At 64.1% G+C, this 15280-nt stretch carries 15 protein-coding genes; 6 read left to right on the forward strand and 9 right to left on the reverse strand.

From position 1 onward, the window contains the following. The 3 genes from AC1DGP_RS23090 to AC1DGP_RS23100 form a co-directional block, all read right to left on the reverse strand. Positions 1 to 335, reverse strand: a 335-nt coding sequence (locus AC1DGP_RS23090; protein ID WP_476832550.1) for an aldehyde dehydrogenase family protein, incomplete at its 3' end; no start/stop codon positions are given. A gap of 1 nt (position 336) precedes the next feature. Then, positions 337 to 1590 (reverse strand): phosphonoacetate hydrolase, encoded by a 1254-nt coding sequence (gene phnA, locus AC1DGP_RS23095; RefSeq protein WP_476832551.1) that lies wholly within the window; start codon positions 1588 to 1590, stop codon positions 337 to 339. An 11-nt stretch (positions 1591 to 1601) separates the two neighbouring features. Then, positions 1602 to 2747, reverse strand: a complete 1146-nt coding sequence (locus tag AC1DGP_RS23100) for a 2-aminoethylphosphonate--pyruvate transaminase (RefSeq protein WP_476770220.1) — start codon at positions 2745 to 2747, stop codon at positions 1602 to 1604. Between the two features lie 105 nt (positions 2748 to 2852). On the opposite strand from AC1DGP_RS23100, the gene AC1DGP_RS23105 reads away from it, so the two are divergent. Further along, entirely contained in the window at positions 2853 to 3746 is an 894-nt protein-coding gene (locus AC1DGP_RS23105) for a LysR substrate-binding domain-containing protein (RefSeq protein WP_476770219.1), read from the forward strand. A 3-nt stretch (positions 3747 to 3749) separates the two neighbouring features. On the opposite strand, the gene AC1DGP_RS23110 is transcribed toward AC1DGP_RS23105, so the two are convergent. From AC1DGP_RS23110 to rpiB, 3 genes are all read right to left on the reverse strand, one after another. Then, positions 3750 to 4595 carry an EamA family transporter gene (locus AC1DGP_RS23110; protein WP_441508262.1) on the reverse strand — a complete coding sequence of 282 codons (846 nt, stop codon included), beginning with the start codon at positions 4593 to 4595 and terminating at the stop codon, positions 3750 to 3752. Continuing rightward, positions 4592 to 5326 (reverse strand): metallophosphoesterase family protein, encoded by a 735-nt coding sequence (locus AC1DGP_RS23115; protein WP_476770218.1) that lies wholly within the window; start codon positions 5324 to 5326, stop codon positions 4592 to 4594. The genes AC1DGP_RS23110 and AC1DGP_RS23115 overlap by 4 nt, the downstream gene beginning before the upstream one ends. 158 nt (positions 5327 to 5484) lie before the next feature. Next, a complete protein-coding gene (gene rpiB, locus AC1DGP_RS23120; RefSeq protein ID WP_476770225.1) occupies positions 5485 to 5934 on the reverse strand; it encodes a ribose 5-phosphate isomerase B in 450 nt (149 codons plus the stop codon). A gap of 433 nt (positions 5935 to 6367) precedes the next feature. Between rpiB and AC1DGP_RS23125 the strand changes: the two genes are divergently transcribed. After that, complete coding sequence (locus tag AC1DGP_RS23125) at positions 6368 to 6781, forward strand: hypothetical protein (RefSeq protein WP_476832552.1); 414 nt, start codon at positions 6368 to 6370, stop codon at positions 6779 to 6781. A gap of 258 nt (positions 6782 to 7039) precedes the next feature. On the opposite strand, the gene AC1DGP_RS23130 is transcribed toward AC1DGP_RS23125, so the two are convergent. After that, a complete protein-coding gene (locus AC1DGP_RS23130) occupies positions 7040 to 7990 on the reverse strand; it encodes a glutathione S-transferase family protein (protein WP_476832553.1) in 951 nt (316 codons plus the stop codon). Positions 7991 to 8606: 616 nt separating this feature from the next. Between AC1DGP_RS23130 and AC1DGP_RS23135 the strand changes: the two genes are divergently transcribed. The 3 genes from AC1DGP_RS23135 to AC1DGP_RS23145 all read left to right on the forward strand — a co-directional run bounded on the left by AC1DGP_RS23135 (position 8607) and on the right by AC1DGP_RS23145 (position 12267). Then, on the forward strand, positions 8607 to 9545 hold the full coding sequence (locus tag AC1DGP_RS23135) for a formylglycine-generating enzyme family protein (protein WP_476832607.1): 939 nt from the start codon (positions 8607 to 8609) through the stop codon (positions 9543 to 9545). Positions 9546 to 9684: 139 nt separating this feature from the next. Next, positions 9685 to 11307, forward strand: coding sequence for an arylsulfatase (locus tag AC1DGP_RS23140; RefSeq protein WP_476832608.1), 1623 nt, complete (start codon positions 9685 to 9687; stop codon positions 11305 to 11307). A gap of 168 nt (positions 11308 to 11475) precedes the next feature. After that, the gene (locus tag AC1DGP_RS23145) at positions 11476 to 12267 is read left to right on the forward strand and encodes a hypothetical protein (protein WP_476832554.1); all 792 of its coding nucleotides are present in this window, start codon (positions 11476 to 11478) and stop codon (positions 12265 to 12267) included. Positions 12268 to 12455: 188 nt separating this feature from the next. On the opposite strand, the gene AC1DGP_RS23150 is transcribed toward AC1DGP_RS23145, so the two are convergent. Beyond that, the gene (locus tag AC1DGP_RS23150) at positions 12456 to 13052 is read right to left on the reverse strand and encodes an SIS domain-containing protein (RefSeq protein ID WP_476832555.1); all 597 of its coding nucleotides are present in this window, start codon (positions 13050 to 13052) and stop codon (positions 12456 to 12458) included. Between the two features lie 365 nt (positions 13053 to 13417). Beyond that, a complete protein-coding gene (locus AC1DGP_RS23155; protein WP_476770726.1) occupies positions 13418 to 13879 on the reverse strand; it encodes a GNAT family N-acetyltransferase in 462 nt (153 codons plus the stop codon). A gap of 348 nt (positions 13880 to 14227) precedes the next feature. Here AC1DGP_RS23155 and AC1DGP_RS23160 point away from each other — a divergent pair, with 348 nt between their 5' ends. After that, entirely contained in the window at positions 14228 to 15019 is a 792-nt protein-coding gene (locus AC1DGP_RS23160) for a phytanoyl-CoA dioxygenase family protein (RefSeq protein ID WP_476770727.1), read from the forward strand. Positions 15020 to 15280: the final 261 nt, after the last annotated feature.

The raw sequence follows: 15280 nt of genomic DNA on the forward strand, positions 1-15280 counted from the left end.
CAGACGTCATAGGCCCGGCTCGCCTCATAGAGCGAATCCTTCCAGCACAGCCCGGCTTCGGCCGTGATCAGCCGGGCGAACTCGTCCTTGCGGTCGCGCAGCAGCTCGGCCGTCTTCTGCAGGATCTGCTGGCGCTCATAGCGGGTCAGCGTCGGCTTGAAGGCGCGCGCCTTGGCGAAGGCCTCGCGGACATGCTCGGGCCGGGCCGCCGGGACGAGGCCGACGACGGAATTGTCGTAGGGATTGCGGACCTCGACCATGTCGTCGGTCGAGACGAGCTTGCCGGCGATCCGCATCGTCTCGCGCCGCACGGGCGGATTCACATTCGCGTTCATCTCAGCTCACCAGGTTGAGGGCGACGTCGAAGACGTCGAAATTGCGGAGCGTGCGCCCCTCCGGCACGGAGATCGGCCGGTTGGCGATCATCGGCACGCGCTGCTCGGTGATGCCGCCATGCGAGCGCAGCGGTTCGGTCAGCCCCGAGAGGTCGTGCCGATCCGGCGAGGTGCCGATCACCTTCGAGCGCGTCGAGACCACGACCACGTCGCCGATCCGGTCCGCCGGCAGCTCGAAACGCTCGCAGGCCTCGGCCGAGGTGACCGCGAGCGCGATGCCGTCGATGCCGGAGATGCGGGCCGCAACCTCGGTCTGGTCGGCGCCCTCGGGCAGATAGACCGTGGCGAAGGAGCCGAGCGCGCCGTGATGGACGACGTAAGGATCGGTGATCGGCAGGATCACGCGCATCGTGCCCTTGCCATACCATTCGTCCATCAGTGTTTGCAGATAGACTACGTCCGGCTCGCCATTGGGCAGATGCTTGTCGTTCATGCCGTGGTCGGCGGTGATGACGAGCGTGCAGCCGAGCGCATCGAGCCTGCCGACATAGCTGTCGAACATGGCGTAGAACGCGTCCGCCATTTCAGAGCCCGGCGCCGCCTTGTGCTGCACATAGTCGGTCGTCGAGAGATACATCAGGTCCGGCTTGAAGCTCTCCAGCAGCTTGACGCCGGCGGCGAAGACGAACTCGGAGAGATCGGCCGAATAGACCGAGGGGACCGGCATGCCGACGAAGCCGAGCACCTGATCGATGCCGTTCTCCGCCGTGTTGGCCTTGTCGGCCTTTTCCGAGGAGAAGGCGATCGCCGTGCCGCTGGTGAAATCGAGCCCCTTGCCGAGCAGGGTCCGCAGCTTGTCCTTGGCCGTCACCATCGCGACCTTGAAGCCGGCCTTCTGGAACTCCGCCAGGATGGTCGGCGCCCGCAGGAAGCGGGCATCGTTCATCATCACCTCTTCCTTGGCCTCGCGGTCGTAGAAGAAGTTGCCGGCAATGCCATGGACCGCCGGCGGGCGGCCGGTGATGATCGAGAGATTGTTCGGGTTGGTGAAGCTCGGGATCACTGAATAGGCATGCGTGCTGGTGCCGGCCCGCATGATCCGGTCGAGATTGGGCGTCAGGCCCTTGGCGCTGGCGGCCTCGATATAGGCCGGCTCCGAGCCGTCCATGCAGATCACGACCGTCGCACGCTGCGGCCGGGCATAGGCCCGCCCGTTCGCGACGATATCCGACCCGACCTTTGAATGCATGTTCATCATCTGCTCCTTCACGCCGCCGACTTCAGGCCGACGCCCATCTCGGCAAGCACGTCCGAGACCGTGGCGACGAAGGCCTTCATGTCCTGCGCGCCCAGCGCGCCGATACAGCCGATGCGGAAGCTGTCGGCGACGGTCAGCTTGCCCGGATAGATCACGTAGCCGGCGTCCTTCAGCGTGTCGTAGAAGCGCTGGAAGACGAAGTTCTTGTCCTGCGGCATGTGGAAGGTGACGATGATCGGCGCCTGGTGGTGGGCCGGCAGCAGCGTCCGGAAGCCGAGTTCCTGCATGCCCTCGATCAGGATGCGCGCATTGTCGGCATAGCGCTCGCCACGCCCGGCGACGCCGCCTTCCGTCCAGAATTCCTGCAGCGCCGCATGGAACGCGACGATGACATGGATCGGCGGGGTGAAGCGGTACTGCCCGGTGCGCTCGAAGGCGGCGTGCTGATCGTGGAGATCGAGGACCAGCGTGGTGGCGTTGCCCTTGGTCTCCGCCAGGGCGCTGCGGCGGGCGATGACGAAGCCGAGGCCGGGCACCCCCTGGATGCACTTGTTCGAAGAGGCGGCGACAGCGTCGAAATAGACCTCGCGGCTGTCGAGCGCCAGCGCCCCGAAGGCGCTCATCGAGTCGATCAGCAGGCGCCTGCCATGGCGCTTGACCAGCGCAGCCACCGCCTCGATCGGGTTGCGGATGCCGCTCGTCGTTTCGCAATGGACCACGAAGACATGGCTGATCGCCGCATCGGCGACGAGCATGCGATCGACCTCGGCAAGATCGGGCGGCATGTCCTCGGCCGTCTCGTGGGTGACGACATCGCGGCCGGCGATCTCGAGGATGCGCTTGGCGCGCTGGCCATAGGCGCCGTTGATCAGGACCAGCGCCTTGCCGCCGCGCGGCACGAAGCTCGTCAGCATGGCCTCGACCGCGAAAGTGCCCGAGCCCTGCATCGGCACGGTGACGAAGCTGCCCTCGCCATGGATGACCTTCGGCAGCTCATCCATCACGGCCTTGTTGATGCCGACGAAGGTGGCGTCCCGGGAGCCCCAGTCATGAACCATGGCTTCCTTGATCGCCTTGCTGGTCGTCAGCGGTCCGGGCGTCAGGAGGAGGGGATCACCGGTCTCGGAAACGGCGGGGCGGCGGGCTTGGGCCATGTCGATCTCGCTTGTGTCGTTGCAGCCGATGGCGAAACGGTAGGGCGAGATTTGACATAGCTCCAATACATCCTATCCATGCGATCCATAGAAAGGATCTATGGCATGGCGATCAGCTATTCCGGCCTGTCGGCGTTCCACGCGGTGGCGGAGGCCGAGAGCTTCACCGGCGCGGCCAAGGCGCGCCATGTCAGCCAGCCGACACTCTCGGCGCAGGTCCGCTCGCTCGAGGACGCCTATGGCGTGCGCCTGTTCGATCGGGCCGGCCGAAAGACCAAGCTCACCCCGCTGGGCCAGAGCCTCTTCGCCATCACGGCCCGGCTGTTCTCGGCGCAGGACGAGGCGCAATCGCTGCTTGCCGGCAGCCGGACGCTGCAGCGTGGCCATCTGCGCATTGCCGCCGACAGCGCCACCCATGTCATGGCCGCGCTGGCACGGATGCGCGAAAGCTATCCCGGCCTGACATTCTCGCTGACGATCGGAAATTCCTCCGAAGTGGTCGACCAGATCATGGATTTCGCCGCCGATGTGGCGATCACCGCGCGGCAGAGCTCGGATCCGCGCCTCCATACGGTGAAGCTGCGCGCTGACCGGCTGGTCGCCTTCATCGCCAGCGAGCACCGCCTGGCGCAGCATGACAGCATCCCGATCGAGGCCTTCGCGGGCCAGGACATCGTCTTGAGAGAACGCGGCTCGATCACGCGCGAGACCTTCGAGGCTCGCCTGTCCGAGGCGGGAATCAAGCCGGCGAACCTGCTCGAGGTCCAGTCGCGCGAGGCGGTGCGGGAGGCCGTCGCCGCCGGCTTCGGCATCGGGGTGATCTTCGAGGCGGAGTTCCGGCCCGATCCCGCGCTGAAGCGGCTGGTCATCACCGGCGCCGATTTCGCGGTCGGCGAATATGCGGCCTGCCGGGCGGAGCGCCGGCGCATTCCGCTGGTGCGCGGCTTCTTCGATACGGTCCAGGGACTCGTCGAGGCCGAGGCGACGATCGCGCGCTGAACTTTAGGCGAGCCGCATCAGCGCGAGCGCCGCGACGATGAAGCCGCAGGCGACCAGGCGCGATGCCTGCAGCGGCTCCTTCAGCCAGACATAGGCAATCACTGCGGCAAACAGCACGGAGCTCTCGCGGACGGCCGCGACAAGCGGGATCGGTGCGACCGTCATCGCCCAGATCGCGATCCAGTAGGCGCCGAGCGACAGGATGCCTCCGGCCGTGCCCTGCAGCCAGAACGGCCGCATCGCCGTCAGCGCGTCCCGTCCACCGCGCAAGGCGATATAGGCGATCAGCGGCGTGCCATTGATCACGAACAGCGCCGCCGAATAGGCGTGCGGGTCACCCGCCGCCCGTGCGCCGAGCCCGTCGACCAGGGTGTAGCCGCTGATCATGACGGCGGTCAGCGCTGCAAAACCGAGCGCCCCGGGATCGAAGGCAGCGCCGCGCCGGCGCCCGAGGACCGAGACCAGCATGATGCCGGTGCCGAGCAGGCCGATGGCGGCGAGCTGCGGCACGGCGAGGCGCTCGCCGAAGACGGCCATGGCGATCGCGGCGGTCAGAAGCGGGGCTCCGCCACGTGCAATCGGATAGATCTGGCTCATATCGGCGCGCCGATAGGCTCCGGACAGGCCGATATAGTAACCGAGATGCAGGATCAGCGAGGCGAGGAGCCAGGGCCAGGCCTCAGGCTTCGGCCAGCCCGTCACCAGCAGCACGGGGAGGGCGATAAGCCCGGACGCGAGCGAGATCATCGCCATGGCGTGGAGTGGTTCGAGCTTCACCTTGACGAAGGCGTTCCAGCCCGCATGCATCGCCGCTGCTGCGAGCACGGTGAGGAAGATCCCGAGGCTCACCGGCGCACGCTGCCTGTCGCCAGGGCATGGGCCCAGTCGTCGCGCCCGTTCTGCCGGGCGCGTGCCGCGGCTGCGTCCCAGTCATAGGCGATGGCGTGATGTTCGACCGTGATCGTGTCCGCGATCGTCACCAGCGCGAAGCGGGCATGCGGGCTTCCGCTCTCGGAGACATGGGCAGGCGGCGTCTCGTCCTCATAGGCCGGGTTCCCGACACTGCCGGGATTGACGACGACCATCCCATTGGACAACCGCAGGACCCGCGGCAGGTGGCTGTGCCCGCAGAGCAGGAGCGGCGCTTTCGCGGCGGCCAGCCGTGCCTCGACGGCGGCGGCCGTGTCGGGAAGGAGGCGGCCAGCCGCGACGGCTTCCATCAGATAGGCTTCATCGTCGCCGGGTGAGGCATGGACGCATTGCGCGCCGGCGGCGAACTGTTCTGCCGGCAGCGTGGACAACCAAGCGCGATCGGCGGCGTCGAGCCTGTCCCAGGCGAAGCGGTCGGAGCGACCGAGCCCTTCGGGCGAGGCTGCTCCCAGGGCGCGGTCATGATTGCCGCGGACGTGAAGCATCTCGGCCGCCCTGAGCCGCGCGACCGTCTCTGCCGGCCATAACGGGCCCGAGGCGCAATCGCCGAGATTGACGATCAGATCGGGCGAGGCGTGGCGAAGACGGTCCAGCACCGCTTCGAGAGCCAGCAGATTGCCGTGTATGTCCGCGATGACGCCGATGCGCATGGCTCACTCCGTGGCCGTCGAACCCCGGAGGCATCAAGGGTCGCGCCGCGCGCTTTACAGCATGCGGGACGCTTTGCCAGCGAAATGTTTTTGCGCGGATGCGGGTTAGAGACTCTGTTCAGGACGGTGGCCGTGTCGGCTCGGGGCGCGCGCGGGCGCTAGCCCTCCAGCGCCTCGATCATCTCGACCCGCATCGCATGCCGGCCGCCTTCGAACTGGGCGGAGAGGAACGCATCCACGATATCGAGCGCGAGCCCTTCGCCCACCACGCGCACGCCGATCGACAGCATGTTGGCATCGTTGTGCTGGCGGATCATGCGGGCTGAGAACGTGTCGGCGCAGACGCCGCAACGGATGCCCTTGACCTTGTTCGCCGCCATCATGATGCCCTGGCCGGTGCCGCACAGGATGATGCCGAACCGGCAATCGCCGGAGGCGACGAGCCGCGCCGCCGCTTCGCCCTGCCTGGGATAGGGTGTGCTCTCCGGCGTCGTCGGTCCGATATCGACCGCGACCCAGCCATGCGTCGCGATATGAGCGGCGATGGCCTGCCGGAGCGGAATGGCGGCGTGGTCGCTGGAGAGGACGATGCGGTTGCTGGCTGTCATGGAGACGGTATAGGCGGCCTCCAGCGAACGCTTCAAGGCTCTCATGGCCAAGCAGGGTGCGACGCGCATCTTCTCCTTGCACTGATTGATCGCAGCCGGACGCTGACGACCCGCTGCGGTGCCTGGGCCGAGGCGACGGCGGGACGATTGACGGTAATCGAGTTCGCTATCGCAAAGCGGGCTGCTGGCTTCCGTTCTCGGAGACATGGCGGCGAGGGGAACAACCGGTTCCGCCCTTCGTTGATTGGACAATGCAGTCTTTGGAAGCGTCGATGCTTCCCTTCAAAGCGACTGTTTGGCGACGCACGCGCAAGGAGACGGCTTGGCGCCTGCCGCAATCCAGCCGCGATTGGTTCACCCGCCATTCAACCGGGCGGCGCGAACCTGTCCTCAGCTTCGGGAGGAGGAGAGCCCGATAAAAGGAGATTCGATCATGATGTCCCTCAGGAAAACCGCCATCGTTGCGCTGGCTTCCGCGAGCGTGGTCACGGCGGGCTCGGCCGTGCCGGCCTTCGCTGGGCAAGCGCGTCCGGTCGTGGATGCCTCGCGGCTCGACAAGGCAGCGGCGGAATATTCGCAATATCGTTACCGCGGCTATCGCGGTGGCTATCGTGGCTACCGCGGCGGCTGGTATGGCGGCGGCCGTGGCGCAGCCGTGGCCGGCGCCGTTGGCCTCGGAATTCTGGGTGCCGCAGCGATCGCCGCGAACCGCCGCGCCTATGCTGACCCCTACTATTACGACAATGGTTACTATGCCGCGCCGGTCTATGGCGGGCCGGTCTATGCCGCGCCGGTCTACGGCAGGCGCTATTATGCCCCGGCGTACGACTACCGCGACTATCGCTGAGCGCTCGTTTGCCTCTCCCGCGCGCTCGTCCGGGCGCGCGGGGCGTCCCACCCAAATTTCGTTACGACAGCCGCGCTTCTCTGCCGCACATGGGGCGGGACATGACGCCACGTAGATGACTGCCTGCCGAGCCCGCAGCTGAGGGGCCGGCCTCGGCGTAGGCCAGCGTTTCGACATGGCCACGGGAAGAGCAATCAAGAACCAGAACCTTGGGCACGATGAACTGCTTGCGCGGTTGCCGGGGCTTTTCGTCCTCTTTCAGTAGCTTATCTCTGGGCCAAGGGGGACGATGCCGGTCGGATTGATCGTGCGATGGCTCTCGTAATAGTGGCCTTTGATGTGCTGCATATTCACCGTCCCGGCAACGCCGGGCAGGTGGTAGATGTCACGGGTGTAACGCCAGAGGTTCGGGTAATCGACAATGCGGCGCAGGTTGCACTTGAAGTGTCCGACATAGACCGGATCGAACCGAATGAGCGTGGTGAACAGGCGGATATCTGCCTCGGTCAGGTCGTCTCCGAGCAGATAGCGCCGTGCCTTCAGCCGCTCCTCTAGCCAGTTCAGTGTTTCGAACAAGGGCCCGATCGCTTCTTCATAGGCCTCCTGGGTTGTCGCGAACCCGGCGCGATAGACACCATTGTTGACGGTGTCATAGACCCGCGCATTGATCGCATCGATCTCCTCGTGCAGCGGCGCGGGATAGTAGGCCCCGGGCAATGCGCCGAGATGGTCGAACGCCGTTCCCAACATCCGAATGATCTCGGAAGACTCGTTGTTGACGATGGTGCCGGTCCGCTTGTCCCACAGGACAGGAACCGTGACCCGGCCGGTATAGTGGGGATCGGCAGCGGTGTAGACCTGATGCAGATACTGCGCGTGATTAACCGCGTCGGGAACGACCCGGGGGCCTGCCTGGAAGGTCCAGCCGCGTTCGAGCATCAGCCAGTGCACGACCGAGATCGGAACAAGCTCTTCCAATCCCTTCAGGGTGCGCATGATCAGGGTCCGGTGTGCCCAAGGACACGCCAGGCTTACGTAGAGGTGATAGCGATCAGGCTCCGCGGCAAAACCACCAGCGCCGCTTGGGCCAGCCGAGCCATCAGGCGTCACCCAGTTGCGAAATGCGCTGTCCTTCCGGATAAAGCGGCCGCCGGTTGACGATGTGTCGTACCATTGGTCATGCCAGGCACCATCTATCAGCAAACCCATCTCGGAATTCCTTCAAGATTGGCGTGGCAGCAATGCCTGCGGGTTCACCCTTCATTGAAAGGTTCGCCGTTTCGCGCCGCCCATGGAAGTGAGGTGGAGACTATCCATAATCGGCTGGGTGGCTGTTTTATCTTGGGCGCCTTCCACAGCGAATGGATCCTGCGTCCGGCCCTGACGAGGGCGGTGAATTTCGGTCGATGGCAGCCAAGCCATTCTGGCTATGGCAACAAACCCCCTGGGCAAGGAGAGGTGATCGGAGTTCATTCGCACACAGTAGACGCCCGCGAGAAACATCTCTAGCATGGGAGGCAACGCAGTAATTATTCTACAATTTAATTGTAACTCGTAATATCTAATTTTGATTATAGATTTGATTTATAATTTATCTTGTMATTTACTTGTCGTTTTCCTGTCATTTAATTGGATTCTAAAAATTACCTTGAAGTAAGTGCCGCGATTGTCTCGTGTTGTCATTCTCTGACTCTAGAACAGAATTGCTCCAATTCTCCAAAGAGTGCCTGCCATGCGTATCCTCGAAATCGCCGACGGACAGCCATCGGCCTCCCGCGATCAACCGCATGTTGCCCCCGATGCAGGAACAGCGCCGCCACCAGGCATGATCTCCATCCCCGGCGGCACCTTCCGCATGGGCTCGGACCGGCACTACCCCGAGGAGGCTCCGGCGCATCGCGTCACCGTCGACGGCTTCTGGATGGACCGGACCCCGGTGACCAACCGGCAGTTCAAGGAATTCGTCAGGGCAACGGGACATGTCACCTTTGCCGAGGTCGTGCCCAATCCGAAGGATTATCCCGGCACGCAGCCGCATATGCTCTATGCCGGCTCGCTGGTCTTTGCGCCGCCGACGAGGCCGGTCGACCTGCGCGACTGGAGCCAATGGTGGAGCCTGACCAAGGGCGCGAACTGGCGTCGCCCCTATGGTCCCGGCAGCAACATCAACGCCCTCGACAACCATCCGGTCGTCCATGTCACCTTCGCCGATGCGCTCGCCTATGCGCGCTGGGCCGGAAAGGCCCTGCCGAGCGAGGCGGAATGGGAGTTCGCAGCGCGGGGCGGGCTCGACGGCGCCGAATATGCCTGGGGGGAGGAGCTCACGCCCGGCAACCGACATCTGGCGAACACCTGGCAGGGCAACTTCCCGCACGAGAACAGCAACCAGGACGGTTTCGAGCGCACCTCGCCGGTCACCGCCTTTCCGCCGAACGGCTATGGCCTCCACGACATGATCGGCAATGTCTGGGAATGGACTGAAGACTGGTACTCCGCCCGCCATGAGGCCGACGCGGCGAAGGCCTGCTGCATCCCGGTGAACCCGCGCGGCGGGCGGGAGGGCGCAAGCTATGATCCGGCGATGCCGGAGATCAGGATTCCACGCAAGGTGATCAAGGGCGGCTCGCACCTATGCGCCCCCAACTATTGCCGCCGCTATCGCCCGGCCGCGCGCCATGCCGAGCCGGTCGATACCTCGACCAGTCATGTCGGATTTCGATGCGTCTGGAGACCACCGTCCGATCCAAAGCAGCCTGAGGAGTGAGGTCATGCCTGATTGCCTGCAGCTTGATGAAAGAGACAGTTCCACGGCCAGGGCGCTGGAGCGGTTCGGAGCCTGGCGCGAGCGCTTTGGCGCGGCGTTGTTCGGAGCGACTGCACTGACATCGCTCGCCTTCAGCGGGATGGCGGCGGCGCAGACGCAACCCGCCCCGACACCGGCACCGGCGGCGCAGCAGCGACCTAACATCATCATGATCGTGTCGGATGACACCGGCTACGGCGATCTTGGCCCCTATGGCGGCGGCATCGGCCGCGGCATGCCGACCCCTAATATCGACAAGCTGGCGGCGGAGGGAATGACGTTCTTCTCCTTCTATGCGCAGCCGAGCTGCACGCCCGGCCGCGCCGCCATGCAGACGGGCCGCATCCCGAACCGGAGCGGCATGACGACCGTGGCCTTCCAGGGCCAGGGCGGCGGCTTGCCCGCTGCCGAATGGACGCTGGCCTCGGTGCTCAAGACCGGTGGCTACAAGACCTTCTTCACCGGCAAATGGCACCTGGGAGAGGCCGATTACGCATTGCCCAATGCCCAGGGCTACGACGAGATGAAATATTGCGGCCTCTATCATCTCAACGCCTACACCTACGCAGACCCGACCTGGTTCCCGGATATGTCACCCGAGCTTCGGGCGATGTTCCAGCGGGTAACGAAGGGAGCCCTGTCGGGCAATGCCGGGCAGCCGGCGCGCGAGGAGTTCAAGATCAACGGCCAATATGTCGACACGCCGGTGATCAATGGCGCCGAAGGCGTGGTCGGCATCCCGTTCTTCGACGGCTATGTCGAGAAGGCGGCGCTCGACTATCTCGACCGCAACGCGAATTCGCCCGAGCCGATCTTCATGAGCATCAACTTCATGAAGGTGCACCAGCCCAACATGCCGCATCCCGACTACATCCATAAGTCGATGTCGAAGAGTAAATATGCGGACTCCGTCGTCGAGCTCGACGCGCGGATCGGGCGGATCATGGACAAGGTGCGCAGTTCCGGCCGTGCCAACAACACGCTGGTCTTCTACACCACCGACAACGGCGCCTGGCAGGACGTCTATCCCGATGCCGGCTATACCCCGTTCCGCGGCACCAAGGGCACGGTTCGCGAAGGCGGCAACCGCGTTCCCGCCATCGCCTGGATGCCGGGCAAGATCGCACCCAACTCCAAGAACCACGAAGTGACCGGCGGTCTCGATTTGATGGCGACGTTCGCTTCGGTCGGCGGGGTGCGGTTGCCGACCCAGGATCGTGCCAACCAGCCGATCATCTTCGACAGCTACGACCTGTCGCCGGTGCTGTTCGGGACCGGCCCTTCGCCCCGCAACGAGTGGTTCTACTTCACCGAGAACGAGCTCTCTCCGGGTGCGGCACGCATCGGCAACTACAAGGCCGTCTTCAACCTGCGCGGCGACAACGGCGCCCCGACCGGCGGTCTGGCGGTGGACAGCAATCTCGGTTGGAAGGGCGCCGAGAAATATGTCGCCACCGTCCCGCAGGTCTTCGACCTCTGGCAGGATCCCCAGGAGCGCTACGACATCTTCATGAACAACTACACCGAGCGCACCTGGACGATGGTGACGATCTCCGAGGCCATCAACAAGCTGATGAAGACCTATGTGCAGTATCCGCCGCGCAAGCTGCAGAGCGAGAGCTATACCGGGCCGATGACGCTGTCCGACTATCAGAAATTCCAGAGCGTCCGCGACATCCTGTCGAAGGAGGGTATCAGCATCGCGCTGCCGTCGGGCAACTGAACACGGCCCCAGGTCGGCTGGCCGGGCCAGACGAGGCCCGGCCGAAATCGTCGCAGCAATGCTCGATTCAGGGCTCGATTGAGCCGACCCTTTTGAATCCGCATGCCCCTCGATGACGATCGTGCCAGCGGGGACAGATACGACGAGACGAACGATCCGAGGCGTCCAATGGCTGAGAGTGTTCATCCCCTTGACGGGTCGCAACTGGCCCGGATCGAGCCCGGCGACCGCCTCGTGGTGCTAGCCCGGACGATACAAGCGGATCCCGGAGCGGAAGCCGAGCTCGAGGACCGCGTCGTCGACTGGGCGCGTTTTGCGAAAACGTGCCTCGGGCAGGCGCTGTATCGGCACCGCTCCGTGTTTCGGAACGCTTCGGAAGCGGCTGTCTGGAGCCATCTCGAACTGAGCTACTTCCAAGATATCGTTCCTGCCGACGCCATTCGCGAACTCGTGGTCAAGCAGCAACCGCCGCAGATCCAGGTGCTGCGCGCGGAGATTCTCCTGACCACCCCCGCGGCCTTCGTCCTGCCGCGAAACTGGCAGGGCTCAGCCGATCGGCCCGAGCGGCAGGCGTCGCTGGAATATATCGAGGTGCAGGCTCCCTCTCTCGGCGAATACCGAGAGATCATGCGGAACTATATCGGGCCGGCTGCTGCGAAGCTCGTCCAGGCGAACAGGATTGGGACGTTCCGGACCATGGAGACGGCGGCCGTGCTCTACCGTGATCCGGCGCTGCGGATCGACTGGAACCAGATTCATCTCTGCGAAGTGGAGGCCGAGGGCTTCAACGGGTTCGGCCAGGAATTCGATGCCGCGCTCCGCGAGGTTTCGCCGGATGGCGGCTTTGCGGCCGTCTTCGCCGGCCTCGACCGCATGCGCACGATCCCCCGCTGGACCTTCAACGATCCCGTGGTCGAGGCTGACGCTGCGCTCGGACGGGTAGGCACGGCGGAACCATGAGCGGAGTCCGGCCCGGGACGTGCGCGTGCCGGCGCCGCCTCATCCCGCAAACCGCCGGCAAAGGGGGCGCCGTGGACGGTTGACCGTCACCGGCGGACGGAAACGAGGCCGGCGCGGCGGGGAAAAGGCAGGTCATCGACCGCGTCGCACCCGGAACACCTGACGAGGGCGCGTTTCGGGACGGGCTCTCAGACGTTGTCCAAACGCGCCTTGGCACCAAGGTAACCCCCATGGTGCCGGAGGCCATAGTCCTTTCGCGTAAAGCCACGCCGCTCCATGACGATCAACGCAAGGGCATCGGCGATTGCCGACATGACGGCAATGCTCGCGGTCGGGGTCAGTCCCAAGGAACAGGGTTCCGCGATCTGTCCCATGTCGATGATGATATCGCTCACAAGACGAAGATCGGACTGGGGATGCGAGGTAACGGCGATGACCTTGTGGGGCCCCAGATGCCGGGAAAGTTCCACCATCTCGACCACTTCGCGCGTTTTGCCTGACGTGGAGAATGCGAACAGGCAATCCCCTGGGCCGACGACGCCCAGGTCGCCGTGCGCGGCCTCGCCTGGGTGCACAAAGACCGCTGGCGTCCCRGTCGAACAGAGGACGGCTGCAAAACGATTGGCAGAAAAACCGGCTTTCCCCATGCCGGTGACGATCACCTTGCCGCGACAGGCTTCTATGGCCTCAATCGCAGCATCGAAAGCCGAATTAACCTCTACGGCCGCGATGGCCGCYGCTTCAGCACGCAATATCTGCTGCGCTCGCTCTTGGACATTGGTCATTTCCACGTCCTGATACCTCCAAAGGTACTTCATGCCCCGTCGCCGAAAGGTCCGCAACGGGGCGATACGGACCGCGCCGAGAATGGGCTCTGTCGGATGAAAGGGGCGCCGGCTCTGACCTCATCAGTCATGATCCAGGAAGAAACGCGAGGTCCTGGGGTCCGAGCGACGCAGATCCCAAAGCTTCTTGGCTCTTTGCCTTTGAAGTCGGAACCCAAATCACATTGGAAGGCCAGATAGAGCCGGGGAAAACCATAGCAATACTTCGCCTGGAAGCGCCCACGAGAAAACTGCGCAGGCAAGCAATCAGGGCGGCGCAGGTGCTCCACGTCCGCGGCAACCACGACCTGTAAATGGTCGACCGTTCACGCGGTCGTCCGGAACTTCAACAAGCGTTGGCCGTGGTAGTCCAACTCACCGTCGGCAATGAAACCAAGTCGGGCAAGGCCCTTCACCCGCGACCTGCTCGGCGGCAGCAGGATGCTGACATTGCCGATGCCAAGGTCGGCCCGACGCTCCATGAAGCCGTGAAACAGCTCGGCGCCATGCCCCCAGAACGCGGGTAGGAGAACGAGGGCGAGGTCAGCGCCATCTGCCTCTTTCTGAAAGCCACCCCAGCCCGCAAAGCGACCATCAATGAGGATGGACCATGGACCGTAGCCGTTGTGTTGCCACTGGGCGTCCTTGCCCTTGGCCCAGTCGAGGGCAGATGCTTCAGTCCACTTGCCATCGGCGAGCGGCATGTGACGCGTGACGTCAGGATGGTTCAGCAGAACCAGCCAGTCGGAGGTGGGGATGTCGGCAAAACAGTGGAGGGTGAAGGCCATAGCCTCCTCCCTATCACGATGGCCGGTCGAGGCGAGCACTGACTAGCCTGTCGAGACGGCCGTCGGGAATCCTGCAACGGCTCGAGACCGGGTCTTGAGCAGTTTGATCCGGAGCGACCGCTTCCGGGCGATGACTCGGAGTAACCTCTTGGCGCCTTGACGGGGAAGAGCCGGGCAATGGTGACCTTGAGGCTGCCCTTGTTGCCGTGGTAGGGGGGCTCGTCATGATGTTCGCCTCCACGTTCTTTCCCCTGATCTGAACGGCCTCAAGCCGTCCGGCGCCTTCGCGCCGATCAGATCAGATCAAAACGGCTTCGCTGATACGGCAGCCGAGCGGAGAAACGTGCAATGCCCAATAATGCGCAGATTGGCCTGACATCCCGTCAGGTCCAGAGCTTCATCGACGACGGATTCGTCAAAATCGAGAACGCCTTCAGTGCCGATTTTGCAAGGCAATGCCGGGATGAATTGTGGGCAGATATCGGCTTATCGCCCAGCAAGCCGGAAGGCTGGACGCGACCGGTCATCCGGGTGAGCTCGAAATCCTCGCCTGCTTTCATCCAGGCGGCCAATACGCCGCCCCTGCACAAGGCCTTCGATCAACTCGTCGGCGTAGAGCGTTGGATCGCCCCCAGGGGGCTTGGGACCTTTCCGATTCGGTTCCCCTCGGCGCAAGCGCCAGGGGACGACGGCTGGCATGTGGATGTGAGCTTTGGCCTGGACAATCCGGATTTCATGGAATGGCGAGCCAATGTAAGGAGCAGCGGACGAGCCCTGCTCATGCTCTTCCTGCTATCGGATGTCGGGCCCGACGATGCTCCTACGAGAATTCGCCGGGGCTCGCATGCCGTGATTGCGCGGGAGCTTCTGCCCTACGGCGAGGCGGGAACCACACTCCGGCAGCTCTCCGCGAACGGCTACGCCTCGACTGCAGATTGTGCGGTCGAAGTCGCAACCGGAGCGGCGGGCACGGTCTATTTATGCCACCCGTTCCTGGTTCATGCAGCGCAACCCCATTGCGGCCAGCATCCGCGATTCATGGCGCAGCCGCCGCTGTTGCCACGGGGCGAGTTTGATCCGTCCTTGTCTCCCTCGCCAGTTCAGATCGCCATCCGTCAAGCCTGCGGGTTGACCTTCTGATCCTGGCGTCCGGGGCCATGCTGCGGCTCCGGACGCCAACTTGCCTTGGCAGCCTCCGGTGTTTCCCAAAGCGGACGTCCGTAGCGTCCGGCAAGCGTCGGGAGCTGATGTCACCCCATCCGATCTCGGATGTCAGCGTCCGGGCAAGATTCCAATATCCAATTGTGGTCGCCTGATCAGATCATCGGACCGGATATCGTATCCAGATCCGATGATCTAACCCTTTGTCTTTGCACCGGCTTTCCCGGAACCGCAATCCAC

The sequence above is a fragment of the Allobosea sp. 05T433 genome (assembly GCF_056396065.1).